The following is a 23913-nucleotide window of genomic DNA, read 5'->3' as shown; positions in this document are numbered from 1 at the left end:
TAACAATAGGGTGTGTAAGGCGGGATGTTACTTAATGTTATTAATGACGTAGATTCGCCGGGCAACGCCGTTTTCATCAAACCGGAAACCGCCGGTCATGCCCTTGAAGCCCTGCTCATTCCCCAGAATTTCGGGATGGTAGGGATCGTCGGGTGCCAGTTGCGGCAAAGCACCTGCCATGATCACCAGATCATAGGCAATCGCGCTGCGCAGGGTGGGGCGCTGGCTGTTCGCGGCAAAGAACTTCTCGCTGAAGCTGGCAAGATTGTTGCCGGAAAGGGAAGGGTGCCAAACCGGCCCTGTCTGGGGCAGCGGATGCTGTGACAAATCCCAGCTGCTGTTTCCCACCATATCGATGGCGGCATAAGCCGCCTCATTGCGCAATTCGGTGATAACCGGCGCGGCGCGGCCCTGGCTTGTGGCAAACACCACTGCGTTCGGCACGCCTTTGCCGGTTGCGGCAAGTTGCCGGAGTTGGGCAAGTCCGGCCGCGGCATCCGTAAAGTCCACCTCAGAGGCCGCAATGCCGGCAGCCCCCGCAGCAGCGCTTAATGCGCTGGCATAGGCAGCGCTGGCACTATCGCCGGTGCGAACAATCAGGATCGTGCCATGGCGCCGCTTTTGCATCTCCCCAATGGTTGCTGCAATTTCTTCGTCCAGCGACAGCCCGGCCGCATAAATCCCAGCCGCAGGGTCAGCGCCGCGCGCAAGCGACAATATCGGGATTTCCTTGCCCTTGAGCAGATCAGCCAGTGTTGCGGCACCCTGGGCATCATCAGGGCCGATAATAATGGTTGCGCCGGCAGCCACCAGATCAGCGGCAACCTTTTTCACGGAGGAGGCATTGCGCTCATAACGGCGGATCACCAGCGTCACCGGCGTGCCTGTCAGCGTCGTCGCTGCCAGCTTGCCGGCCCGATAGGCACTGTTGGCCACGCCGTCCGAAAGGCTGCCGTCTTCATCGCCAACCAGCATGCCGATAACCTGCAAACCTTCGCCAACCTGGTCTGCAGCCGGCGTCTCGGTTCCCGGTGCGCGCGCGCTCTGGCTCAACATGCCGCCAGATGTGCAGCCGGCAACAAGCATCAACAGCATGGCCACTGCAATGCCGGTAAATCCCTTTGGTCGTTTTAAACTGAACGTGCTGGCCAAGATGTGATCCGATTAAGAAACGATATATCCGTTGAGCGTCGAGTAGGGCGCGGGAGGCACAGCAACAATCTTGGTGCGGCCCCGGCGCTGCTTTGTGTCCAGCCGAATATTATAATTACAAAGTGTTGAGCTGGACGACTGCAAAGCTGAAAAAAGGTCTTCTGTCGGCGTATCCAGCGTCAATTGTATCACATCGGCGGAAATATTCTCGCTTAAATTGCCGCCCAGAATACGCAAGAGCTGGATGAATTCCGGATTGACCTGCAACAGCTTTTTTTGCCGGTTGATGGCAAAAGCGGGGATCGGTGCCTGCTGCAAAAGGCCAATGACATGGCCCGGCGTGCTCAGCGCACCCAGCCGTCGCCGTTCTTCATCCTGGGCCTTGACGACAACGGCCCGCAAAACACTGGCAATATTCGCCGCACCCGCGCCATGTGTTTCAATAATTGAGGCGATAAAGCGCGAGCGCTTTTGTCCCTGACGTTCCGCAATCTCTTCCAGAAGCCGCCAGTAAAGCCGCTCCAGCCGCACGCCGCAGCGCTTCTGCCCCACCAGAATAACCTTGAATTCCGGCGTCAGATCATCATCTGCTTCCGCCAGAAGCCGGGTTGCCAGGTCGATGGGTTCCTCAGCGCTCACGAAGGGCCTCGCTCCGCGCCTTGTTTATCGGCTTGAGCAGGAACTGGAGAATGGTCTTGCGGCCCGTCATGATTTCGACGGTGGCCACCATGCCGGGCAGGATCGGCAATTCCTGGTTCTTGTAATGGAGCAGGGAGTCGCCGGTTTTGATCAGCACCACATAATAGGCTTCCCGCGTATTGGGGTCGACAATGCTGTCAGCTGAAACATTGGCAACTTCGCCCTCAAGCCCGCCAAAAATTGAGAAGTCATAGGCTGTGAACTTGATAAGGGCGGGTTGGCCCGGCAAGACAAAGGCAACGTCCGAGGGTTTCAGCCGCGCTTCTATCAGCAGTGTGTCTTCCACCGGCACAATATCGATCAGGCGTTCGCCGGGGGTAACAAAACCGCCAATCGTATTGACGGCGATCTCGTTCACAATACCATCTACCGGCGAACGGATATCGGTGCGGCTCACCCGGTCGCTGGCGCCGCGCAATGCTTCTTCAGCGCTTGAGAGTTCGGCGAGCCTCAGCGTCATGTCAGTCAACGCGTCCTGACGAAACTGCAAATCGGCCTGCTGTGCCTGCAATTCGGCTTCAGAAAGAGCAGCTTTCAGCCGGCCGATGGACTGGATCACCGCATCGCGTTGCCCCATGCTCTCGCTGAAATCCCGCTGGGCGGCGATCATTTCTGTCTGCGACACCAGTTTCTTGGCAGCCAGTGGTTCAATCAGCGCCAGGCTTTCCTGCGACAGACGCAACGCTTCTTCCAGCCGCACCTTGTTCGTTTCAGCCTCGTTCAGCTCGCGTTGCCTTTGCTCAACCCGTTGCTGCAAAACCAGTTTGCTTTGCGCAAGGGTCAGGTTGCGCGCCTCAAGCAGGCTGGCCTCATTCACACATACGGCTGGCGCCACGGCCTTGACCTCGTCCGGGCAGACATAGCCATCGGCCGAGCGGCCTTCATATTCAATACGCAGCCGCGCGACCTGAGCCTGAAGCGCACGCACACGGGCTTCCACCTCACCCGCGGACGACGTGGTGGTGGTGTCATCGAGCCGGATAAGCTGCTGGCCTTTTTTGACCTGTTGTCCGGTCCGCACCAGAATTTCTGCCACAACGCCAGCTTCAGCGCTCTGGATGACCTGGGTCTTGGTCGTGGGGATCACCCGGCCTTCAGCGCGGCTTAATTCATCGATCTGCGCGTTGGATGACCAGAGCAATGCCGCTGCCAGAAAGGCGCAGATAATAATGATGATATAAAGCCAGTGGCGCGGGGGGCGGTCCGGCCCCAGCGAAAATTGCGTGCCCTTGTTGTCCTGTTCCTCGCTCATTGTGCGTCTCCGCCGCCGGCAGCGCGCAACTGGGCCAGCACGGCGTCGCGTGGCCCGTCAGCCGCAATGCGCCCATTGTCGAGAACAATCAGACGGTTGACCAGATTAAGCAGGCTGAACCTGTGTGTCGCGATCAAGACCGTGTGCTCGGGCGCAAGGCTGCGGCTCAGATTGCCGATGAGCTGGCGTTCTGTGGCCATGTCCATGGAACTGGAAGGTTCATCGAGAAACAGGATTTTTGGATTTGTCAGCATGGTGCGGGCAAGCGCAATGGCCTGGCGTTGCCCGCCCGATAGCAGCACCCCGCGCTCACCGACCGGCATGTCAAAGCCCAATGGGTGCCGCGATACAAATTCCTCAACCCCGGTGCGCCGGGCAATCTCCAACAGGCGCGCGTCGTCGGCCTCGGGGTCGGACAGCAGAATGTTCTCTTTCACCGTGCCGTTGAACAGTTCCGGATCTTGCAAAACCAGCCCCACCTGACGGCGCAGTTCAGCCGGGTGGTATTGTTTGATGGCAACGCCATCAATGAGGATTTCGCCCTCGCTGGCTTCATAGAAATTGACCATGAGGCGGCCGAGTGTGGTTTTTCCAGAGCCGATACGCCCGATAATGCCGACCTTTTCGCCCGCCTTGATCGAAAACGAAATCTGGTCGAGCACATAATGTTCGATGCCGGGATAGGCAAACCGCACTTTCTGGAAGTCGATATTACCAGCGGAAATCTCACGGGTTACAAAATTGCTGCGTACGGTGCGTTCGTCAGGCAATTGCATGATTTCATCGAGCGACTGGTAGGCCTCGATTGCCGACCGTGTGCGCAGCAATGCCGCAGAAATCTGGCCGATTGGCGCAATGATCCGCGAGGACAGCATCATTGAGGCGATAATCGCACCCATGGTGATATTGCCCTCGGAAAAGCTGTAGGTGCCGCCGATGATAATGCCCACGGTGGAAATCTGGCTGACGATTCCGGTGATCTGCCCGGCCAAGGATTGATACCATTTGATCTTGCTCTGGGTGTCGGACGAGGCCAGGATGGTGGCCTCCCATTTCCGCTGAAACTGGCCTTCCGACCGCGTGGCCTTGACCGTTTGCGTTGCCGAAAGCGCTTCCACCAGAATGGCATTGCGGCTTGAGGATTCCTGCAATGCCGATTTGACCGCGGCTCCCGAGCGCATGCCGATAAGAATGGTTGCGACAATGGCGATCAATGCGCCCAGCACCGGGAAGATAACCACCCATCCAATCAGCGAGGCAATGACATAAACAAAAACGCCCATAAACAGGATGTCGATAAACATGACCACTGTGTGGGAGGTGAAGAAGTCGCGCAGCACTTCATACTGGACGATGCGGTTCACAAATGCGCCGGTAGAGCTTGGCCGCGCGGAAACCGTGCTGTTGATGACCCGGTCAAACAAGGTGGCCGAGAGCCGGAAATCAATGCGGCGCCCCGCATAGTCGATAATCGCGCCGCGAGCGACCTTGAGCAAAAAATCGAATACGAAAACGGTCAACAGGCCAATCGCCAGAACCCAGAGTGTTGAGACCGCCTTGTTCGGCAGCACGCGGTCATAAACATTCAGCGTGAACAATGGCATGGCCACCGCGAATACGTTGATGAATGTCGCCGCCAGCATCACCATTGTGAGGCTTTTCTCGTGCCCGGCCAGTGCCGCGCGCAGCCAGTGCCGCTGTTTAACGGCCCCCCGGTCAATCCCGTCAAAAGCCTGGGCCCGACCGCCGGGCGCAGGTTTGATGATCATCAGCTTGTGCCGGTTACGCCATTCCCCGTCATCGGTTTGAATGACCTGCTCTTTGCCGGTATGAGGATTGAAGCATTTGAGGGCATCCGGCCCCGTCCGGCCGATGATCACAAGCAATTGCCCGGCTTCACTCGCAACAAGCGCCGGCATGTCAAAATCAGCCAGGTCGCGCAACACTGCCTGTTGTTCCCTTGCGAGAAGCCCGATCCGCTCAAGTGCGCGCGGGAGCAGGGCCATGGTCAGTTTGCCGTCTTCCAGTGGCAACCCGGCAACCAGCACATCCCGCGATATCGGGCGGCCCCAACGGCGGGCAAGATATTGAAGGGTGACAAAAAGGGGGTCGGATTTGGCCTCAGGTGCCGGCGGCGTATCAGGCGTTACCTGTGGTGTCGCAGCACGTACCGGCGCTTCAACGCCTTCGGCTTGCAGTTCCCGGGGGGCGTTATCTGAACTCTTGTCGACCGTCATGCGTCAATACATTCCGTCTGGACGGCACCTGACAGCCAACCAACTGCACACCCTGACATGGGCGTTCAATTGCACGGCTTCACGTGGTCAGGACCAGATTGAACTCTCACCGACGGATACCCGTCGGCGAAGAGATCATTTCACGAAGGCTGTCAGGTCTAGCGGAGACTTGAAATCGATCGGCTTCACGTCACGCGGCGGCGCATCGGCTGCAGAAGGCGTGTGCAGCATTTCGCGGGCATAGGCAGTTGCCTGTTCCGGTCCAGCCAATCCCAGATAGGAAAGCAGCGTGCCTGTGGCAGCCATCAAGCGGTACTCGGCAAACCGGGCGCTATAGGAAGCTGTCCGGGCCAGAACCTGCACATTGTAACGGGTGTTCTGCGCATCGAGCACGTCGAGAAGTGAACGCTGACCGATGGTGAACTGCTCACGATAGGACGAGACCAGTCCGTTGGAAGCGGAAAGCTGTTCATTGTACTGAGCAGCCAGCGCACCCTGTTTGTGAATACGGTCCCAGGAAACGCGCACGGCCTCGTCAACTTCACGGCCAGCCTGCTTCTGGGCATACATGGCTTCGCTCTCGCGGCGGATGTTTTCCTGAACCTTGGCATCCTTGATGCCGCCGTCAAAAATGTTCCAGCGCAACACAAGCCGACCCTGCAGGTCGGTCGTGTAAGTCGCCGTGCCTGAAATATCGCTGCCAACCTTGGCGCGGCCTTCAAGCGAAAGTTTGGGGCCCCGGGCGCCACTTGCCTGGTCGACCATTGCCGCCGCGGCGTCAAGATCAGCGGAAGCAATGCGCACGCGCGGGTTATTCTGCCGGGCAACTTCAATCGCGCGGCTCAGGCTGGGGGGCAGATAACGGCCAACACGGCTCGGCAATGCCGCCCGGGTGAACTTGGCGCCAACCTGCTTTTCAAAGCCGATCTTGGCGGCTTCCAACGCTTCCTGGGCCTGCAATACGGAGGCTTTGGCTGCGGCGCGCCGCTCGGTCGCCTGCTGGCGATCCGCCTCGGTCAACTGACCATTGGTAATTGCATCGCTCACATTGCCGAGCGTTGATTCGTGAAACGAGAGATTCTCGCGCGCCAGTTCAACAATCTGGCCCTGCAGCAAAATCTCGAAATAAAGCCGGGCAACTTCCAGCGCGGTCAGTTCACTGCGCTCAAGAACGCGGAAGGAAGCGCTGTCAATTCGCGCCGCCTGGCGGTGCGCCTCGGACTCGCGGAACCCGCCGTCAAGAATGTCATAGGTCGCAACCACACCGATCTCTGTGGGATACAGCGGGTCGTTCTCGATCCCGGCACCGCGCCGGGAGGAGTTGTCGAGCCGCTGGATGCCGGTGGACGCTTCAAGGTCGACCCGCGGCATGTAAAGCCCCAGCGCCTGCTTCAATTCAAATTCGGTCGCCTCACGATTCTGAACCGCCTGGCCGATTTCCGGATTGGTTTCCATGGCAACGCCAACAGCGTCTTTCAGCGAAAGCGCGTATGAAAGGCTCGGAGACATAAGTGCGGTTGTCATCAGCAACCCCACCAGACCGTGACGAATTATGCCCATGATGAATTCAGTTCCCCCGAAAATAAAAATCTAGAAATCAATTAGTTCAGAATAAACGTCCGGCAACTAAAGACCGACACTCAACGAACACCCGATTACGATGCATACCCCACTATATAGGCGGCTTAAAAATGATCCGCGCCAATAAGTCGGAATGTGTCCTCATCGATAATCAGGGCACTCCGCTCGCAAGCTGAGTCCTTTCATATTCGCCGCACAATTGACCAGTGACGAACACTAGTCAATGCCTCAAGACGACTTTGATGAACATTCTAAACGAGCGTGTTCCTCGCGCAACACCCAGTAAACATGGCATTTTCGCGAAATGGAGCGCGCCCGTTTGGCAAGTCCTTTCGTGGTCTTTCACATGGTTGACCAGTTGGTCGATATGTCACCACTTACGGTAAAAAACATATAAAACATTAAAAACATTTAAGTTTCTGATCGCCAGCTGTGCTCAGGCTGATAGCCAAGCATCCGGCGTGCCTTGTCGATCGACAAAAGCGTTTCATGCGGATCAAGCGGCCGTTTCGCTGGCACATCGGGAAAAACTTCAGCCATAAGGTCGGCATTCGGCCGGGTCATCACCCCGTCGGCATTGGCAACAATAAAGGCTTCAAAACCGGTAAAATCGGTTTCCAGCGCCCGTCGAATGCACTGCGCGCCATCGCGCGCGTCGATATAGGCCCACAAATTCCACTTCCGTAAGTGCGCATCTTTGTCAAAATCGGGGAAGGCGGCATAGTCTTCGGGGTCCATGACATTGGAGAAGCGCAAGCCGGCCATTTTCAGCGCCGGGTCCCAACGGCAATATTGCGCCGCCATTGTCTCATCCAGCAGCTTGCCCAGCGAATAGGCGCTCTCGGGCCGCGGGAAATATTCCTCGTCCACCGGCACGTAAGGGGGCGGTGTATCAAAGGGCAGGCCGAGCACGGTTTCGCTTGAGGCGAACACCACATTCTTGATGCCCGCGCGCCGGGCGGCCTCAAACACGTTATAGCTTGAGGGAACGTTGTTTTTGAAAATCGCGGCATTCGGGTTCATGCCCGGCGCAGGAATGGCCGCCAGGTGCACCACGGCATCCACCGGGCCGGGGTGCTCGTCAATGCCGCCGCTGAGAGCGGCATAAACCTGCCCATAATCCGTCAGGTCTACCCGCACAAAAGGGCTCTGCTGGTCGCGAGGTCCCGCAATGTCGATATTGAGAACGTCATAGCCATGCGCCATCAGGTCGCGCACACAGGCACGCCCCAGTTTGCCATATCCGCCCGTCACCACCACTTTTGGCATGTGCTCATCTTCTCTCATTTTTGCTTGGTTGAACGTTAATCTAGCACCTGGACGGTCAAAAACAAGCGGATCGGCTGCCGATTTTTTGATGAACGCTGGCTGAACGGCGGTCTCAGCATCGGTTCAAGGCAGCGTGCCTAAATTGCGGACAACATCAGGACGCAACCCGGAGGGGAGAAGACATATGAAACCGCATCACGAAAGACTGCTTGTTGCAACATTGGCCGGCATGATCATTGTCAGTGCAGCCGCTTTCGCCATCACGCCTGCTTCTGCCGCCGGGTATAATGTGGATCAGAAAGCCCAGGTCACAGGGGTTGCCTGGTGGGACCAGCTCAATATCCGCAAATGGCCCGCCGCCTATTCCAAAAAGACCGGTGCCCTGAAGCCGAAAACCTGGGTCTGGGTTGAACGGTGCGTGAAGGTTGAAAACGCCTCCGACTGGTGCAAGGTCGAGCGCAATCACCAGCAGGGCTGGGTAAACGCCCGTTACCTCACGCTCCACAACCCTTACACAGATTGATCTGCCGGAACTTAACCACTGACCTCCGTTGACTTTACCCCGCTTTTCCGGTCCATGTGACCGCAGAAGCGGGGGATTTTTAATGCAAGCCAATCCTGTCCTGGCCGAAGTTGTGCGCGGTAACTGGATCGAAAACATCCATCGTGGTGCTTATTGTGTCGCTGATTCCAGCGGTAAAGTCATTGCCTCATCCGGTGATATTGAGCGCGCGATTTTCCCGCGCTCTGCCATCAAATCGATGCAGGCTTTGGCGCTGTTTCAGTCCGGTGCAGTCGAAAAATTCGGGCTCGACGATGAGGCGATTGCGCTTGCCTGCGCCTCGCACGATGGCGAGCCTGGCCACGTCGCCGGTGTTCAGCGCATGCTCGATAAAATCGGCTGCACAATTGAAGACCTGGAATGCGGCGCACATGCGCCCACCAATCCCGATGCCCGCAAGGCCCTGTTCGCCTCAGGCGAAAAACCCACGGCCATTGTCAATAATTGTTCCGGCAAGCATGCCGGCATGCTGGCGGTGGCCAAAGCGCTCGATGTCCCGATCGAAAACTATACCAGCCGCGATCACGCCGTGCAGCAGCTCGTGCGGGCCGGGGTTGAGGAAGTCATCGGCGAATCTCTGACCACGGACCGTTGCGGCACGGATGGCTGTTCCATCCCCACCTGGGCCGCGCCCATACGCGCTTTTGCGCAAGGCTTTGCCCGTATGAACGCTGGCACGGGCCTGTGCCCGGAAATCGCCAGCGCATCGCAGCGCATTTTTGCCGCCGCCAGCAACAACCCGTTCCTGGTCCGGGGCTCTGACACGCTCGATACCAACGTAATGACCGCCTTTGAGGGGCGGCTTATGCTCAAGATTGGTGCCGAAGGGGTCTTTTGTGGCGCGGTTCGGGACAGCGGCCTCGGCTTCGCGCTCAAAATCGACGACGGCAATATGAAGGCGGCAGAAGTTGTTGTGTCGGCATTGCTGTTGGCGATTGCCCATCCAAACGAGGCAGAACGCGCTGAGCTGGAAAAACAGGCTGGGCATCGCATGTTCAACTGGCGCAAGCTTGAGGTTGGCAAAGTGACCGCGACAGACGCGGCCTATCCGCTGATCTAGCTGACAGTATTGCCCGCAACGCTGACCTGGGGAAACTGATCGGGCTTCGTGCTTAAATCAGTGCCTACCGGATCGCGCCAGGCCATGCCAATAATCGCCGCCTGCTTGGCGTCCGAAATCAGGTTGCCGGCAATGCGCGCCGTGCCCGCACCCTCGGCAACGCTCACCCCAATCCCTGCCTCGGTCTCGCGCACGATATTGTTGCTCACCAGCACATTGCGCAAATAAGGCCCCCATCCGGCAAGGATGCCAAAGCCGGGCACATTCTCAACCACATTGCCGCTGATCGCTGTATCCGCTTCGGCAAAAATGCCCACCGGGCTGGTGTCAGGATTGGTTGGCGATGATGGCCAGATATTGCGCACGATATTGTCCGATACGACCGCAAGCCGCCCGCCGGAATCGAAATTGGTAATCGAAATACCCTGTGCCGCCTCATCGATCAGATTGCCCGAAACAATAGAGCCGGTAAAAGCAAACTCGGAAAAGATCGCCACTTCCTGGCTGTGCGTGCAGATATTGCCCTGTATCAGCGCATTATTGGTGCTATTGGCCCGGATCGCCGAAAAGGCGCAGTCGGTGATATTGTTCTCTGCAACAATCACATCGTCGGCGCGGAAAATATTGATGCCATTGCCGTTTTGTCCATTGCCCGACTGGGAGCCGATGCCGGAAATATTATTGCCGGTGACCAGTGTGCCATCCCGGCCGTTTTCATAACGCCACACCCTGATGCCGCCATTGGCGCAATCCCGGATAGTGTTGTGCGCAAGGGTCATGTCGATGCTGTTTTGCACGTGAATGGCGCTGCGCCCGAAACCGGATAAACTGCAATCCACAATCATGCCCTGACAAATTTCGGCATAAATCCCGTTGCTGCCCGCTTTTTGCAGGTCGAGCCGGCTCAGGTGCAAATTCGATATGGCCCGGAACTGCAGCAAGTCGGCAGGGTCTGCCGCCGCACTGGTGCCCCTGAAGGAGATATCCTCGATGATGATATCCTGCTGCCCGTCCCCGGTCAGTATGGGCGCGTTCCCCACCGCATGCAGCACAGTGGCGCCGGGGACGCCAGAAAGCTTCAGGTTGGAGGGCAAGACAATATTCGAGGCAATATAATTGCCGCCGGGCAACATCAGCGGCAGGCCGCGTTCGGCGGCAGTGTTGACCGCCAGTTGCACAGCCGCACTCTGGTCCGTGCCCGAATCCGGCATCAGCGCGAGATCCCGGCCATCAAGCCCGGCTTGCGCCAGCGCCGAAACCGGGCGGCCAACCATAACTGCCCCCAAGCCCGCAAGGAGCCGGCGGCGGCCAATATTAAATCTATCCGCGTCCCGAATTTTCATGCGCGCAATGATAACGGCGTTTCCCCGCTCACGCCATCACGCATGCAGATTTTGGTGAATGCGAACTAGAGCCGGCGCAAGCGCACCGCTGTGCCCGAGGTGGTGACCATGATCATCGCGCCCCGGCTGCCGATGGTTTCATAATCGAGTGAAATCCCGATCACCGCATCAGCCCCCTTGAGACGTGCCCGGTCAGCCATTTCGTTCATGCTGCTTTCCCGCGCCTTGCCCACCTCTTCTTCATAGGCGGCAGAACGCCCGCCCACATAATCGGTCACGGTCGCCATGACATCGCGCACGATATTGGCACCGCTGATTGTCTCGCCGGTGACGATGCCAAGATATTCGGTAATTTCAAAATTCGCTAAAGTGTCCGTGGTGCTAAGCAGCAAGGCGGTTCCTCCACAAGCCGGTCCAGTGTCAGGCTAAATAGGTGTTGCGCCGGCCAACGCCAATAGCCGCGCAAAAACTGTGCTTGTGATGTTAAGCCCGCTTGCCCTTGTCTGGCGAGGGAAGGGGCCGCTATAACTTCGCAACCAAATCGCAAAGGCCACAGGTTCATGCTTCTCGACGACAAGGTTTATCTGGGGTCCAGCACCCAGCCGGAATATCTGCCCCTCAAATATGCCAACCGCCACGGTCTGGTGACCGGGGCCACAGGTACGGGCAAGACGGTCAGCCTGCAGATCATGGCCGAGGGATTTTCGCGGGCCGGGGTACCTGTGTTTTGCGCCGACGTAAAGGGCGATCTGTCGGGCATTTCCATGCGCGGAGAGCCAAAGGATTTTCTGGCAGAACGTGCCGGCAAAATCGGTTTCGACGATTACAGCTTTGATGCTTTCCCAACCATTTTCTGGGATCTGTTTGGGCGGCAGGGTCACCCGATCCGTACGACGATTTCCGAGATGGGCCCGCTGTTGATTGCCCGGTTGATGGATCTCAATGCGACACAGGAAGGTGTGCTGAATATTGCCTTTAAACTGGCAGATGATGAAGGCATGTTACTTCTTGATCTCAAGGATTTGCGTGCGCTTCTTCTTCATATGGATGAACGTTCCAAAGAACTCTCTGCAAAATACGGCAATGTATCTTCAGCCTCTATTGGTGCCATTCAGCGCTCATTGCTGGTTCTCGAACAACAGGGTGCCGAGAACTTCTTTGGGGAGCGCGCGCTCGATATTGCCGACCTGATGCGCACGGATCGCGATGGCCGCGGATTTGTCTCCGTTCTTGCCGCCGATGAGCTGATGCAGTCGCCGCGTCTTTATGCCACTTTTCTGCTCTGGCTGATGTCTGAATTGTTCGAGGAATTGCCCGAAGTCGGCAACCCGGACAAACCCAAACTGGTGTTCTTTTTCGATGAGGCCCACCTGCTGTTTGACGAGGCACCCAAGGCGCTGCTCAACAAGGTCGAGCAGGTGGTCAAGCTGGTGCGCTCGAAAGGTGTCGGGATTTACTTTGTCACCCAGAACCCGGCCGATGTGCCCGAGGCGGTGCTTGCCCAGCTTGGTAACAGGGTGCAGCATGCCTTGCGCGCCTATACCCCGCGCGAGCAAAAGGCGGTGCGTGTCGCCGCGGAAACCTTCCGCCCCAACCCCGACTTTGACACAGCCGAGGTGATCACTCAGCTCGGGGTCGGGGAGGCGCTTGTCTCCACCCTCGAAGCCAAGGGTGTCCCCTCCATTGTGGGGCGTACGCTGATGCGCCCGCCATCCTCACGCATGGCACCGATCTCGTCGGCCGAGCGCGACGCCATCATCGCACAAAGCCCCGTGACAGGCCTTTACGACCAGCTCGTTGATCGTGAATCGGCCTTCGAGGTTCTTGAGGCACGGGCCAGCAAGAAGCAGCGCGAAGAAGAATTGCAGCTGCAGCGGGAAGAGGCCGAGCGCGAAGCCGAAAGCCGGGCGCGTTCATCCCGCACGGGATATCAGGATGATTATCGCGATGACCGGCCCGCCCGCCGCACAACAAAGCGCCGCTCGACCCGCCAAACTCCTACAGAGGCGGCAGTCAACACATTCGCACGCACCATGGCGCGGCAATTGGGTAATTCCATTGTGCGCGGTATCCTTGGCAGCCTGAAACGGGGACGCTAGATTTAATGGAAACCCCTGTCACCAAGAATGCCCTGTCTATCGCGGTCTTTGCCTCCGACAAGGGCCCCGGCAATGCCGGCCGTTCAAGCATCATGTCGGAAGCGGGAACCTTTCTGGCCAAAAAGGGTGCCCGCATCATTTGTCCTGTCAGCCAGTCGGGGTTGTGCGTGCCTTTGGTCAAAAGCGCTCGCGCTGCCGGCGGCGACGTATTGGTAGTCGCGGACGAGAATTTTGCCATGCCATCGGCGATTTCAGGCATTGAAGTCGAACGGTTCGCAACACCTGCCGAACGGCGACAGCGGGTGGGGGAGGTCAGCAATGCTCTGCTTGGCCTGCCGGGCTCTCTCGATTCAGTGACAAATCTCTATGAGACATGGGTGCAAACGGGCAGCGTAAAGCCGGTCGCCTTGCTCAACCGCAACCGCGCCTATGAAGTTTTGCGGGGCTTTGCCGCCGACATTTACGGCTACAGCGCCAGCGACTGGGAACGGCGGCTGCAAATCAGCGAGAATATCGATGAACTCTGGAGCAAGCTGACAAAGGTTCTGGCGACCGGCTAGCTCTCAGCGCAGCGGCTCGCCAAAACTGGTGCGGGCACCGAACAGGGGCACAACATTGCTGTCGCGCCGGTCGAATCGCTCCGATGGGGCAGAACGCGGCGTCAGCCGGTTGCGGCGGTCGGGACCGGCATAGGCATTGGTCACGATATGACGCGGGCCTTCGCGCAACCGCGACAGCACACGGTCCTCAAGATATTTCGGCGACATCGGCTTGAGGATAACCTCATCAATACCCGCCGCAACGCAACTGGCCTTAAGGGTTGGCGACACCTTGCGGGTCAGGGCAATCACCTGGAACTCGGGCCGCACCAGAGCCGCCTTGGCTCGAAGCCGCGGCACGACACTGGTCACTGATTCGTCAGCATCATCATGATCGCAGACCAAAAGGTCGACCGGCGCTATATGCATGTAAAGGCTGAGCATTTCTTCACTCTCGAACACCCGGACACGCAGCTCGCGATGCTCACTCAAGACCATATGCAAAATGGAAGAAAACGCAGCATTGGCGGCAAGAATGGCAACGACTTTGGGATCAGACGACATGATGTGGGCACTCAGGTGTAAAGTTAACATCAGGTTAACATTACTACTGACATCAGGGAAAGGATCGCGCGCGACACCCCACATAAAAAAAGACCGCCAGCTTGCACCGGCGGTCCGCAATCCTGGAAAAAAAGCCAGAAACTAGCTGGCGTTAGCCAGTAGCTCGCTAACATATTCCCAATTCACCATATTGTCGAAAAACGCCTCAAGATACTTGGGCCGCGCATTCCGGTAATCGATATAATAGGAATGCTCCCAAACATCGACGCCAAGCAGCGGGGTCGCGCCGTGCACGAGCGGGTTTTCGCCGTTTGGTGTTTTCATCACTTCCAGCTTGCCGTCCTTAAGCGCCAGCCAGGCCCAGCCGGAGCCGAACTGGGTTGCGCCAGCTGCGAGGAAATCCTCGCGGAATTTGTCCACGCCGCCGAGATCCGATTTGACCTTGGCTTCGAGTTCGCCGGGCATGTTGCCGCCGCCATTCGGCTTCATCCATTTCCAGAAATGGATATGGTTGTAATGCTGGCCGGCATTGTTGAACAGGCCGGCATTCTTGCCGTGGCTCTCGCGGACAATGTCTTCAAGGCCCTTGCCTTCAAGGCCTGAACCCTCGAGCAGTTTGTTGCCATTCGTCACATAGGCCTGGTGATGCTTGTCGTGATGAAACTCAAGCGTTTCAGCCGACATGTAGGGCGCCAGTGCGTCATATGCATAGGGAAGATCGGGCAGTTCAAAAGCCATATTAGCCTCCTGATAGTGTTGGATTTATCGCGCCTTGGCGCGTGGGCCGTAGTCTCTTTATAAGCAATGAAATGTGACGCAACAATCACTGGTCGGGTTTTGTTTTGGCCAACCCCACTGCCCATAAAGCGAATGAATAGGTGAGGGCGGTTTCCTTCAAGCGGTCGAACCGTCCCGAAGCGCCGCCATGTCCGGCACCCATATTGGTCTTGAGGAACAACGCGGCGTCACCGGTTTTGGTTGCGCGCAGTTTTGCAACCCATTTGGCCGGCTCCCAATAGGTTACGCGCGGATCGGTCAGTCCGGCGAGCGCAAAGATCGGCGGATAGTCCTGTGCGGTGACATTGTCATAAGGGGAATAGGAGGCGATGAGGGCGTAATCCTCGGGCGAGGCCAGCGGGTTGCCCCATTCCGGCCATTCCGGCGGAGTGAGGGGCAGCGTGTCGTCGAGCATGGTGTTGAGCACGTCGACAAACGGTACCTGTGCGATAATGCCGGCAAACATGTCCGGCCGCAGATTGGCGATGGCGCCCATCAACATGCCGCCCGCTGAACCGCCAAGCGCAACGATGCGCTTCTCGGCGGTGTATTTCTCGGCGATCAGCATTTCGCCGGCGGCGATGAAATCGGTGAACGTGTTCGCCTTGTGCTGATGCCGTCCCTGCTTGTACCAGCGATAGCCCTTTTCCATGCCGCCGCGAATATGGGCAGTGGCATAGACAAAGCCGCGATCAACAAGCGACAGGGCGGCAATGGAAAAGCCGGCCGGCATCGACATGCCATAGGCACCATAGCCGTAGAGCAGGCAGGGCGCCTTGCCGTCAGTCTCAAAGCCCTTGCGATACAAAAGGGTAACCGGAACCCGCTCACCATCGGGTGCAGTGGCAAACAGGCGTTTGGTTTCATAATCGTCAGGGTTATGGCCTGAGGGAACCTGCTGCTCTTTCAACAGAACGCGCGCGCCGGTTTCAAGATTGAGATCATAAACCCGCGATGGCGTGGTCGGCGAGGAATAGGACAGGCGGATGGTGTTCGTGTCGAATTCATAGCCAACCGACATGCCAAGCGCATAGGCTTCCTCGTCGAAGCGGATGGTCTCTTCGTGTCCGGTGCCCAGATGCCGCACGATAAGTCGCGGCAAACCCTCGAAGCGTTCCAGCCGGATCATGTGATTGATGATGACAACGACATCGAGAACAAGTGTGCCGTCGCGATGCGGCACCAGCTCTGTCCAATTGGTAATGCCAGGCGCGGTCACTGGCGCGGTAACAATCTTGAAATCCTCCGCACCACCATGATTTGTGCGGATGAACAATTCGCCCTGACGTTCGTCCACGTCATATTCATGGCCCGTCTCGCGCGGTGCGACCACAAACGGCGCGCCGTTGGTTTTGGCGTCAATCAGCCAGACTTCCGATGTCTGGTGATCATGGGCGTTGATGGTGATGTAGTTGTCCGAAAGTGTCTTGCCGACCCCGACGAAAAAACCGGAATCCTTTTCTTCGTAAACGACGCTGTCTTCGCTCTGCGGCGTACCAATCACATGGCGCAAAACGCGATAGGGGCGGTGGTTGTCATCAAGCTCGGTGTAATAAAAGCTCTTGCTGTCTGAAGCCCAGACGCCGCCGCCATTAGCGCGCTCAATCTGGTCATCCAGTTCTTTGCCGGTTTTAAGGTCGCGCACGAAAATCGTATAATATTCCGATCCCTTACGGTCGCAGGACCACAACAAATAACGGTGCTGCGGGTCATGGGCCGCGCCGCCAAAGCCGAAATAACCGTCCCCCGCCTCGACATTGCAATCGAGCAGTACCGTCTCTGCGCCGCCGCCGCGTGGTGTGCGGATCAGTTGCGGATACTGCTTGCCCTCGAGCATTTTCGAGAAATAGGCATAATCGCCATCAGGGGTTGGAATGCCGCTGTCGTCTTCTTTGATGCGGCCACGAATCTCTTTGTAGATTTCCTCCTGCAGCCCAGCATGCGGCGCGCCGAACTCTGCCTCGAAATAGTTGTTTTCCGCTTCAAGATAGTTGCGGATTTCCGCATCGAGCACGTCAGGGTTGCGCATCACCTCCTGCCAGTTATGCGCCCGCAGCCAGTTATAGGGATCCTGGCGGGCAATGCCGTGCCGAGTATCAGAATGCGGCTTGACGGCGGCCGTGGGTGGGAGCGGTTTACTCATGGTTTTTCCGTTCGGATAAAGAGGCAGGCAGTTAAGCGGGCCGGGTATTGGTCCGGGTCAGGACTTCGGCTCGAAGTCCAGCGCGACACCATTCATGCAATAGCGCTGACCTGTTGGTGCAGGCCCGTCCGGAAACACGTGGCCCAGATGCGCATCGCAGGTGGCGCAGCGGATTTCTGTTCGGCGGGTAAACAGGCCCCGGTCCTCATGTTCGGTAACGGCTTCAGGGCTGACGGGTTGGTAAAAGCTGGGCCAGCCGGTACCGGAATCAAATTTGGTCGCGCTTTCAAACAAGGGCGCATTGCACGATACGCAATGGAAAACACCGTCGCGCTTTTCGAGGTTGAGCGGGCTGGTGAACGCACGTTCAGTGCCACTTTCGCGGGTAATGCGAAACTGATCCGGTGTCAGCTGTTCCCGCCATTCTTCTTTGGATTTCTGAACTTTATTGATCATGCTCATCACTCCTTCTTCTCGACGGATGTAGGTGTCCCCGGCAGCAATTTCCACTCAAAATCTGAGTATAACAAATTTTTGTACGGCGCCTTTGGGGCAATTACCTTGTCCTGTTTGAGTGAACGGTTAAGTTTGCTGTGATGATTCGACTGGTTCAATCGGGCGGAAATCCGATTTACAAAGGTTTTGCGAGGCCGATTTGCCCCCTAGTCTCGATTTTACCATCGCGCTAATCCCGATTGCGCCGTTTCTGGCAGCATTCATGGCACCCTTTATCCATCGATTTGCTGGATATTCTGCCGGTTGGATACTGGCCATTGTGCCCGCCAGCATTTTTGTGTTTCTGCTTGGCTTCGTTGAGCCGATTTCCAATCATGGATTTGTGCAGGCGGTTATAGAATGGGTTCCCGCATATAACCTGAACCTTTCATTCTTCATCGATGGGCTGAGCCTTACTTTCGGCCTGCTGATTTCGGGCATCGGCACAATTATCGTCATCTATTCGGGTGCCTATCTCAAAGGGCATCACCATCAGGGGCGCTTCTTTGCGTTTATTCTGATGTTTATGGGGTCGATGCTGGGCCTCGTTCTGGCGGACAGCCTGCTGGTCATGTTCATTTTCTGGGAACTGACCTCGATCACCTCGTTCCTGCTGATCGGTTTTGACCACACAAGACAAGCCTCGCGGCGCGCGGCCATTCAGGCGCTGGTGATTACCAATGCTGGCGGTCTGGCTTTGCTGGTGGGTGCGATCCTGTTGCAAAAAGTCACAGGTGTGTGGGAGATGAGCATGATGCGCGGCTATGGTCCCGCGCTGCAGGAAGCTGGTTTTTATCCCGCTATCCTCGCGCTGTTCTGCCTCGCCGCCTTCACCAAATCGGCGCAGTTCCCGTTCCATTTCTGGCTACCCAACGCCATGGAAGCGCCGACGCCGGTTTCTGCCTTCCTGCATTCGGCAACCATGGTCAAGGCCGGTGTTTATCTGCTGGCGCGGATGAACCCGACACTCGGCGGCACTTACGAATGGACGGTCGTCTTGGTGCTGTTTGGCGGCGTCACGCTGCTTTACGGCGCCACGCTGGCGCTACGCCAAACCGACATGAAGCAGATGCTGGCACAAACCACCGTGGCTTCGCTGGGTCTTTTGGTGCTGCTGATTGGTATTGGTACCGAAACCGCAATCGCAGCAATGGTCGTCTATCTGATTGCGCACGCGCTCTATAAAGCCGCGCTGTTCCTCATCGCGGGTATTATCGACCATGGCACCGGCACCCGCGAAATCACCGAGCTGGGCGGCTTGCGTGGCTTGATGCCGGTAACGTTTTTTGTCGCCATCCTTGCGGCGGTTTCCATGGCGGGTCTGCCGCCGGCAATCGGCTTTCTGGCCAAAGAGGAAATGTACCTCGCGCTGATGAATCCGAATGCCTGGAGCATTGCGGTGCTGGTGGTTTTGATCGTGGGCAATGCGCTGATGCTGGTCGTTGGTGCAGCCATTGCCATCAAGCCCTTCTTTGGCGGACTGAAGCCCACGCCGCTCAAGCCGCATGAAGGCTCGCTGGCCTTGCTGATAGGGCCGGTGATGTTTGGTTTGCTGGCGCTTGCTGCAGGCTTGCTGCCGGATGTTCTGGGGCACTATTTCCTCGTGCCCACAGCCTCGACCATCTATAATATTGAAGTCGAAAGCCATCTGAAGATGGGGCTGGAAATCTTCCTCAATCCAATGATCCTGCTCTCGGTTGCAACCTGGGTGTTGGGTGCATTGATGTTCTGGCGGCTTGACGATATCCGCAAGATATTGCGCCGCATCGAGAGCGCCGTGCGCTGGAATTTCGATGCCGGTTTCGACAGCGTGATGTTTGGCCTGATCCGGTTTGCCGACGCCGTGACGCGTATCTGGCATCATGGGCGGCTTGAGCTTTATCTGATTGTGGTTTTTGCCGCGCTGGCGCTGGCGCTGTTTGTGCCCATGCTGGTGCTCAATGGTGTGCCGTCCGTACCTCAGTTCCCGCAGTTGACCTTCTATGAATGGGGCGTGGGCCTGATCGCGATGTCGGGCCTTGTGGCTGTGCTGATTGCCCGCACGCGATTGATAGCGATCGTCTCGCTGGGCATTCAGGGCTTCGCCGTAGCCTTGATTTTCATGCTGTTCGGGGCACCTGACCTCAGCTTTACCCAGTTCATGGTTGAGACCCTGTCGGTGGTTATTCTGACCCTTGTGATGACCCGGCTGCATCTCGAGCAGCGCGACAGCCGTGTGCTGGAAGAAGTGCTCCGGGATGGGTCGCTGGCGATTATTTGCGGTGCCGGTGTCATGCTCTTGCTGATGTCCGTTCTGCAGCATGACCTTGATCTTCGCCTGACCGATTTCTTTGCCCAGACGAGTGTCGCGATTGCCCACGGTCATAACATCGTCAACGTTATTCTGGTCGACTATCGTGGTCTTGATACTCTCGGTGAGATTGCTGTGGTCATGACCACCGGCATCGCCATTCTTGCCCTGATCCGCATCCGCGCTGGCGGTCCCAAGCGTCGCGTCACGACTGCCCGCAAGCGGGCAGGGGCGGCGCAAAAGACAAGCCGAACCACCAAGAAGGAGGCGCGCGCATGAACACGGTGATTTTTCGCACGATTGCGCCGGTGCTGACGGCAATCATGCTGGTGTTTTCGGTATTTGTGCTGCTGCGCGGCCACAACGAGCCGGGTGGCGGCTTTATTGGCGGCCTGATCGCTGCCTCCGCTGTCGCCATTTATGGCATCGCTGCTGGTGTCACGGAAGTGCGGGCAGCCCTGAAAGTTGATCCGGTCTCTATTGCCGGTTTCGGGGTTTTTATTGCTGGGTGCGCCGGTTTGGTCTCCCTTGGGTATCAGGTGCCATTCCTGACTGGAATTTGGACGTTCTTCGAAATCGTCGACACCGAAGTGGCGATATCGACCCCGATGGTTTTCGATATCGGCGTATATTTTGTGGTGCTCGGCACAATTTCTGCGGTCGCGCTGGCACTTGAAGAAGACGAGGGAGAGCACTGATGGAATTTGCGCTCGCAGCCCTTGTCGGCATGTTCTTTGCTACAGCCGTTTATCTGCTGCTGTCCAAATCGGTTATCCGCATGTTGCTGGGTGTCGGCATTCTGGGCAATGCGGTCAACCTGCTGATTTTTACCGCCGGACGGCTGACCCGTGAGGTGCCCCCGATTGTACCCGAGGGCGGTGTGCAACTGGTTGAACCTTTCGCCAACCCTTTGCCGCAGGCGCTGATCCTGACGGCAATCGTTATTGGTTTTGCGTTGTTTACATTTCTCCTGGTTCTCGGTTATCGCGCTTATCAGGAACTGGATGCTGACAATACCGACACCATGCGCATCGCCGAGCCCGAGCATGCGCCGCGACCACCATTGAGTTACTGAGGCAGATTGAACAGATGGCCGCACCCACCACACAACTGGAACTGCCCCCCGCCATGATCGAGGTCGCCACAGCGGCTTCAGACTGGGTATTGATTCTGCCGGTGGTACTGGCGCTGATGGGCGCTGCCCTTTTGCTGATGCTGCGCAATGGAAGGGGCTGGCAGGCCGGATTTGCCCTGTTGACCGTCGTCGCCATTATCGGCTGCGAGGTGGAGCTGCTGCGCCGGACCATGGAGCTCGGGCCGCAGACCATGACTATGGGCAAGTGGCTGCCGCCTTTCGGCATCAGTTTTACAGCGGATGTCATGAGTGCGGGGTTTGCACTGGCGTCAGCGCTTGTGGCCTTTGTAGCCTTGCTTTATGCGCAGGCCGATATTGCCGAGCGTGAAATCAAATACGGTTTCTACTCGCTGGTCTTGTTGTTGCTGGCTGGCGTCACAGGCGCGTTCCTCACCGGCGACCTGTTCAACCTTTATGTCTGGTTCGAGGTCATGCTGATCGCCTCGTTCGGCCTGATGATCATGGGGGGGCGCAAGGTGCAGCTTGATGCTGCGCTGAAATACGGGTTCATCAACTTCCTCGCCACCACATTTTTTCTGGTCGCTCTGGGTTATCTCTATGGCCTGTTGGGCACGCTCAACATGGCCGATATCATTCGCGTCGCCCCCGATGCACCAGTGGGACCGATGACGGCAATCGCGGCCTTGCTTCTGCTGGCTTTCGGCACGAAAGCTGCCGCCTTTCCTGCCAATGCGTGGCTTCCGGCCTCTTATCATGCGCCTGATGCTGTGGTTTCGGCGTTGTTTGGCGGTTTGCTGACGAAGGTCGGCGCTTATGCTCTTTTGCGCGCGCTGGTCGGCCTGATGCCGGCTAGCCGGGATATCATGGATCCGGTCATCACCGGTTTGGCCGTGGCGACCCTGATTATGGCCCCGCTCGGTGCTTTGTCGCAGACCAATCTGCGCCGGGCGATCGGCTTCATGCTGATTGGCGGCATTGGTGCGGTGCTCGCAGGCCTTGCCATGCCCTCGCTGCGCGGGATTGCCGGGGCCAGTATCTATGCCTTTTCCTCAATTCTCACGATTGCTGCACTCTATTTTGTCGCCGGATTGATTGAACGCATGACCGGTGAAGAGGACAGCCGGCTGATGGGCGGCGTCTACACGGCCAGCTCGCCCCTATCGATCCTCTTTCTTATTCTCGTTTTTGCTATGGCCGGACTGCCGCCTTTCCTTGGGTTCTGGCCCAAAGTGCTCCTGATTGAGGCGGGGTTGGGCGATGGCAGCATCATTCTTGTGATAGCGATTGTGCTTAATTCATTCCTTACCACCGTTGCCGGATCGCGGCTATGGGCGCATATTTTCTGGCGTGCGGGCCGGGAGGGAGAGCATTCCGAACAACCCAATGACCGCATCAAACCGCTCAGCCGCGCTGACAAATGGTGGGCCATGGCCCCCACAGCCCTGCTGGTAGCGGTGATTGTCTGGTTTGGTCTGATGCCGAACCCGGTCATCGAGGCGGGGCGGACCGCTGCGGCCGACCTGTTGCATACGGAGCGTTATGTTGCCTCCACCGGCATTGAGGTGCAGCCATGAACTTTGCAATGACAGCCGTTGTTCTGGCGGTAATCTGGGCCGCAATCACTGGCAATTTTGCAGCCCTTAACCTCGCATTGGGCGCATTGATCGGTGTCGTGGCCTTGTGGATCGTGCGCGAACGCACAGCCCGTCCGAAACATTTGATCCGGGCGCGGCGCATCATTTCGTTGACGTTCCTGTTCTTTTACGAATTGGCACTCAGCGCGGTGCGCGTCGCCTGGCTGGTGGTGCAACCAAATATCAAATCCAAACTGCGGCCGGGCATTATTGCCTATCCACTGACGGCGAAGTCTGACCCTGAAATTACCCTGCTGGCCAATCTCATCACGCTGACGCCCGGTACCTTGAGCGTCGATGTGTCGGAGGATCGCAAGTTTATCTTTGTCCATGCGCTGTCGGTGCCGGATAAAAAGGAACTGATCGAGAGTATTGCCACCGGGTTTGAAGCGAAAATCATTGAGGTATTCGAATGAGCGGAGCCGAGTTTCTGCAATTGGCGACCACCATCTCCCTCGGGGTTTTGACCATTGCCTTCTTTCTGACGGTCGTTCGAATCGTCATTGGACCGAGCCTGCCTGACCGGGTGCTTGCTCTGGATATGCTGGTGTCTATCGGGATTGGCTATATCGCGGTGATCGCGATCAAGACCGGATTTTCGCTTTATCTTGATATCGCCATTGCGCTTGGCATTGTGGGGTTCCTGGCAACAGTCGCCTTTGCCCGCTTCATACTGGAGCATAACCAGGGCAGCGACGGGCGAGCCGACACGGAAGGAACGCCGTTATGACCATCACAATTCTGCAATACGTGGCAGCGATATTGATGATCTGCGGATCGGTTTTCAGCCTGCTCGCAGCCGTCGGCATCCTGCGTTTGCCGGATCTTTATACCCGCATGCACGCAGCCTCTAAGGCAGGTACCATGGGTGCTGGGCTGCTGTTCGCGGCTATTGCGGTGGTTGCGTTGGACGGGTCGGTGCTGCTGCGGGCGATTGCAGGGTTTGCATTCCTGTTGCTCACCGCGCCGGTTTCGGCGCATTTGCTGGCCCGGGCAGCTTATCTGGCAGGCTATTCACCCTCAGAGCTCACCAAAATCAACGATTTGGAAACGAGCATAAACAAGACAAAAAAATAGGCATCTAATAGTTGCCTATGATTAAATATACATTATGTACGCTT

23 protein-coding genes are annotated in these 23913 nt (G+C 57.4%); 11 read left to right on the top strand and 12 right to left on the bottom strand.

Annotation, left to right across the window (positions count from 1 at the left end; all coding sequences use genetic code 11):
- Positions 1-27: 27 nt before the first annotated feature.
- From L1P08_RS07310 to L1P08_RS07285, 6 genes are all read right to left on the bottom strand, one after another.
- Positions 28-1152 (bottom strand): type 1 periplasmic-binding domain-containing protein, encoded by a 1125-nt coding sequence (locus L1P08_RS07310; protein ID WP_303619342.1) that lies wholly within the window; start codon positions 1150-1152, stop codon positions 28-30.
- Between the two features lie 12 nt (positions 1153-1164).
- Positions 1165-1791 carry a ribbon-helix-helix domain-containing protein gene (locus L1P08_RS07305; RefSeq protein WP_303619341.1) on the bottom strand — a complete coding sequence of 209 codons (627 nt, stop codon included), beginning with the start codon at positions 1789-1791 and terminating at the stop codon, positions 1165-1167.
- Positions 1781-3103, bottom strand: coding sequence for an HlyD family type I secretion periplasmic adaptor subunit (locus L1P08_RS07300; protein WP_303619340.1), 1323 nt, complete (start codon positions 3101-3103; stop codon positions 1781-1783). Before L1P08_RS07300 ends, L1P08_RS07305 begins: the two co-directional genes overlap by 11 nt.
- Positions 3100-5340: a type I secretion system permease/ATPase gene (locus L1P08_RS07295; protein ID WP_303619339.1), complete on the bottom strand. Its 2241-nt coding sequence runs from the start codon at positions 5338-5340 to the stop codon at positions 3100-3102. The genes L1P08_RS07300 and L1P08_RS07295 overlap by 4 nt, the downstream gene beginning before the upstream one ends.
- A 135-nt stretch (positions 5341-5475) precedes the next feature.
- A complete protein-coding gene (locus L1P08_RS07290) occupies positions 5476-6864 on the bottom strand; it encodes a TolC family protein (protein WP_303619338.1) in 1389 nt (462 codons plus the stop codon).
- Positions 6865-7332: 468 nt separating this feature from the next.
- Positions 7333-8190: an NAD-dependent epimerase/dehydratase family protein gene (locus tag L1P08_RS07285; RefSeq protein ID WP_303619337.1), complete on the bottom strand. Its 858-nt coding sequence runs from the start codon at positions 8188-8190 to the stop codon at positions 7333-7335.
- 184 nt (positions 8191-8374) lie between these two features.
- On the opposite strand from L1P08_RS07285, the gene L1P08_RS07280 reads away from it, so the two are divergent.
- Both L1P08_RS07280 and L1P08_RS07275 read left to right on the top strand, forming a co-directional pair.
- Positions 8375-8713, top strand: coding sequence for an SH3 domain-containing protein (locus tag L1P08_RS07280; RefSeq protein WP_303619336.1), 339 nt, complete (start codon positions 8375-8377; stop codon positions 8711-8713).
- A gap of 82 nt (positions 8714-8795) precedes the next feature.
- Entirely contained in the window at positions 8796-9812 is a 1017-nt protein-coding gene (locus tag L1P08_RS07275) for an asparaginase (RefSeq protein WP_303619335.1), read from the top strand.
- On the opposite strand, the gene L1P08_RS07270 is transcribed toward L1P08_RS07275, so the two are convergent.
- Positions 9809-11086, bottom strand: a complete 1278-nt coding sequence (locus L1P08_RS07270; protein WP_303619334.1) for a TIGR03808 family TAT-translocated repetitive protein — start codon at positions 11084-11086, stop codon at positions 9809-9811. The two genes, L1P08_RS07275 and L1P08_RS07270, sit on opposite strands and share 4 nt — an antisense overlap.
- A gap of 134 nt (positions 11087-11220) precedes the next feature.
- A complete protein-coding gene (locus L1P08_RS07265) occupies positions 11221-11547 on the bottom strand; it encodes a heavy metal-binding domain-containing protein (protein ID WP_303619333.1) in 327 nt (108 codons plus the stop codon).
- Positions 11548-11715: 168 nt separating this feature from the next.
- Here L1P08_RS07265 and L1P08_RS07260 point away from each other — a divergent pair, with 168 nt between their 5' ends.
- Complete coding sequence (locus tag L1P08_RS07260; protein WP_303619332.1) at positions 11716-13254, top strand: helicase HerA-like C-terminal domain-containing protein; 1539 nt, start codon at positions 11716-11718, stop codon at positions 13252-13254.
- A gap of 5 nt (positions 13255-13259) precedes the next feature.
- Positions 13260-13814 (top strand): hypothetical protein, encoded by a 555-nt coding sequence (locus L1P08_RS07255; protein ID WP_303619331.1) that lies wholly within the window; start codon positions 13260-13262, stop codon positions 13812-13814.
- A gap of 3 nt (positions 13815-13817) precedes the next feature.
- Here L1P08_RS07255 and L1P08_RS07250 read toward each other — a convergent pair whose 3' ends face one another.
- The 4 genes from L1P08_RS07250 to msrB all read right to left on the bottom strand — a co-directional run bounded on the left by L1P08_RS07250 (position 13818) and on the right by msrB (position 17733).
- Positions 13818-14357, bottom strand: a complete 540-nt coding sequence (locus L1P08_RS07250; protein ID WP_303619330.1) for a response regulator — start codon at positions 14355-14357, stop codon at positions 13818-13820.
- A 141-nt stretch (positions 14358-14498) separates the two neighbouring features.
- Entirely contained in the window at positions 14499-15095 is a 597-nt protein-coding gene (locus L1P08_RS07245) for a superoxide dismutase (RefSeq protein WP_303619329.1), read from the bottom strand.
- A gap of 85 nt (positions 15096-15180) precedes the next feature.
- Positions 15181-17277, bottom strand: coding sequence for a S9 family peptidase (locus tag L1P08_RS07240; RefSeq protein ID WP_303619328.1), 2097 nt, complete (start codon positions 17275-17277; stop codon positions 15181-15183).
- 57 nt (positions 17278-17334) lie between these two features.
- Positions 17335-17733 (bottom strand): peptide-methionine (R)-S-oxide reductase MsrB, encoded by a 399-nt coding sequence (gene msrB / locus L1P08_RS07235; protein WP_303619327.1) that lies wholly within the window; start codon positions 17731-17733, stop codon positions 17335-17337.
- Positions 17734-17995: 262 nt separating this feature from the next.
- Between msrB and L1P08_RS07230 the strand changes: the two genes are divergently transcribed.
- Genes L1P08_RS07230 through mnhG form a run of 7 tightly spaced genes read left to right on the top strand, consistent with a single transcriptional unit; the run spans position 17996 to position 23869 of the window.
- Complete coding sequence (locus tag L1P08_RS07230) at positions 17996-20341, top strand: putative monovalent cation/H+ antiporter subunit A (protein WP_303619511.1); 2346 nt, start codon at positions 17996-17998, stop codon at positions 20339-20341.
- Complete coding sequence (locus L1P08_RS07225; RefSeq protein ID WP_303619326.1) at positions 20338-20760, top strand: Na(+)/H(+) antiporter subunit B; 423 nt, start codon at positions 20338-20340, stop codon at positions 20758-20760. Before L1P08_RS07230 ends, L1P08_RS07225 begins: the two co-directional genes overlap by 4 nt.
- Positions 20760-21137 carry a Na+/H+ antiporter subunit C gene (locus L1P08_RS07220; protein WP_303619325.1) on the top strand — a complete coding sequence of 126 codons (378 nt, stop codon included), beginning with the start codon at positions 20760-20762 and terminating at the stop codon, positions 21135-21137. Before L1P08_RS07225 ends, L1P08_RS07220 begins: the two co-directional genes overlap by 1 nt.
- Before the next feature lie 14 nt (positions 21138-21151).
- Positions 21152-22732 carry a proton-conducting transporter transmembrane domain-containing protein gene (locus tag L1P08_RS07215; protein ID WP_303619324.1) on the top strand — a complete coding sequence of 527 codons (1581 nt, stop codon included), beginning with the start codon at positions 21152-21154 and terminating at the stop codon, positions 22730-22732.
- Positions 22729-23208 carry a Na+/H+ antiporter subunit E gene (locus L1P08_RS07210; protein ID WP_303619323.1) on the top strand — a complete coding sequence of 160 codons (480 nt, stop codon included), beginning with the start codon at positions 22729-22731 and terminating at the stop codon, positions 23206-23208. Before L1P08_RS07215 ends, L1P08_RS07210 begins: the two co-directional genes overlap by 4 nt.
- Positions 23205-23522, top strand: coding sequence for a cation:proton antiporter (locus tag L1P08_RS07205; RefSeq protein WP_303619322.1), 318 nt, complete (start codon positions 23205-23207; stop codon positions 23520-23522). The genes L1P08_RS07210 and L1P08_RS07205 overlap by 4 nt, the downstream gene beginning before the upstream one ends.
- Positions 23519-23869 carry a monovalent cation/H(+) antiporter subunit G gene (mnhG, locus tag L1P08_RS07200; protein WP_303619321.1) on the top strand — a complete coding sequence of 117 codons (351 nt, stop codon included), beginning with the start codon at positions 23519-23521 and terminating at the stop codon, positions 23867-23869. Before L1P08_RS07205 ends, mnhG begins: the two co-directional genes overlap by 4 nt.
- Positions 23870-23913 lie beyond the last annotated feature (44 nt).

Origin of the sequence: Mariluticola halotolerans (assembly GCF_021611515.1) — a bacterium.
GTDB lineage: Bacteria > Pseudomonadota > Alphaproteobacteria > Rhizobiales > Devosiaceae > Mariluticola > Mariluticola halotolerans.
Note: the sequence above shows the minus strand (reverse complement) of the source record. Positions and strands in the feature narration are given on the sequence as shown.

What these genes read in the sequence shown, in the direction of transcription:
- L1P08_RS07205 (WP_303619322.1), top strand. Translation starts at nt 23,205, where the DNA reads ATGAGCGGAGCCGAGTTTCTGCAATTGGCGACCACCATCTCCCTCGGG.
- mnhG (WP_303619321.1), top strand. Translation starts at nt 23,519, where the DNA reads ATGACCATCACAATTCTGCAATACGTGGCAGCGATATTGATGATCTGC.
- L1P08_RS07220 (WP_303619325.1), top strand. Translation starts at nt 20,760, where the DNA reads ATGGAATTTGCGCTCGCAGCCCTTGTCGGCATGTTCTTTGCTACAGCC.
- L1P08_RS07295 (WP_303619339.1), bottom strand. Translation starts at nt 5,340, where the DNA reads ATGACGGTCGACAAGAGTTCAGATAACGCCCCCCGGGAACTGCAAGCC.
- L1P08_RS07230 (WP_303619511.1), top strand. Translation starts at nt 17,996, where the DNA reads ATGGCACCCTTTATCCATCGATTTGCTGGATATTCTGCCGGTTGGATA.
- L1P08_RS07225 (WP_303619326.1), top strand. Translation starts at nt 20,338, where the DNA reads ATGAACACGGTGATTTTTCGCACGATTGCGCCGGTGCTGACGGCAATC.
- L1P08_RS07250 (WP_303619330.1), bottom strand. Translation starts at nt 14,357, where the DNA reads ATGTCGTCTGATCCCAAAGTCGTTGCCATTCTTGCCGCCAATGCTGCG.
- L1P08_RS07270 (WP_303619334.1), bottom strand. Translation starts at nt 11,086, where the DNA reads ATGGTTGGCCGCCCGGTTTCGGCGCTGGCGCAAGCCGGGCTTGATGGC.
- L1P08_RS07210 (WP_303619323.1), top strand. Translation starts at nt 22,729, where the DNA reads ATGAACTTTGCAATGACAGCCGTTGTTCTGGCGGTAATCTGGGCCGCA.
- L1P08_RS07285 (WP_303619337.1), bottom strand. Translation starts at nt 8,190, where the DNA reads ATGCCAAAAGTGGTGGTGACGGGCGGATATGGCAAACTGGGGCGTGCC.
- L1P08_RS07215 (WP_303619324.1), top strand. Translation starts at nt 21,152, where the DNA reads ATGGCCGCACCCACCACACAACTGGAACTGCCCCCCGCCATGATCGAG.
- msrB (WP_303619327.1), bottom strand. Translation starts at nt 17,733, where the DNA reads ATGATCAATAAAGTTCAGAAATCCAAAGAAGAATGGCGGGAACAGCTG.
- L1P08_RS07280 (WP_303619336.1), top strand. Translation starts at nt 8,375, where the DNA reads ATGAAACCGCATCACGAAAGACTGCTTGTTGCAACATTGGCCGGCATG.
- L1P08_RS07275 (WP_303619335.1), top strand. Translation starts at nt 8,796, where the DNA reads ATGCAAGCCAATCCTGTCCTGGCCGAAGTTGTGCGCGGTAACTGGATC.
- L1P08_RS07240 (WP_303619328.1), bottom strand. Translation starts at nt 17,277, where the DNA reads ATGAGTAAACCGCTCCCACCCACGGCCGCCGTCAAGCCGCATTCTGAT.
- L1P08_RS07290 (WP_303619338.1), bottom strand. Translation starts at nt 6,864, where the DNA reads ATGACAACCGCACTTATGTCTCCGAGCCTTTCATACGCGCTTTCGCTG.
- L1P08_RS07260 (WP_303619332.1), top strand. Translation starts at nt 11,716, where the DNA reads ATGCTTCTCGACGACAAGGTTTATCTGGGGTCCAGCACCCAGCCGGAA.
- L1P08_RS07300 (WP_303619340.1), bottom strand. Translation starts at nt 3,103, where the DNA reads ATGAGCGAGGAACAGGACAACAAGGGCACGCAATTTTCGCTGGGGCCG.
- L1P08_RS07255 (WP_303619331.1), top strand. Translation starts at nt 13,260, where the DNA reads ATGGAAACCCCTGTCACCAAGAATGCCCTGTCTATCGCGGTCTTTGCC.
- L1P08_RS07245 (WP_303619329.1), bottom strand. Translation starts at nt 15,095, where the DNA reads ATGGCTTTTGAACTGCCCGATCTTCCCTATGCATATGACGCACTGGCG.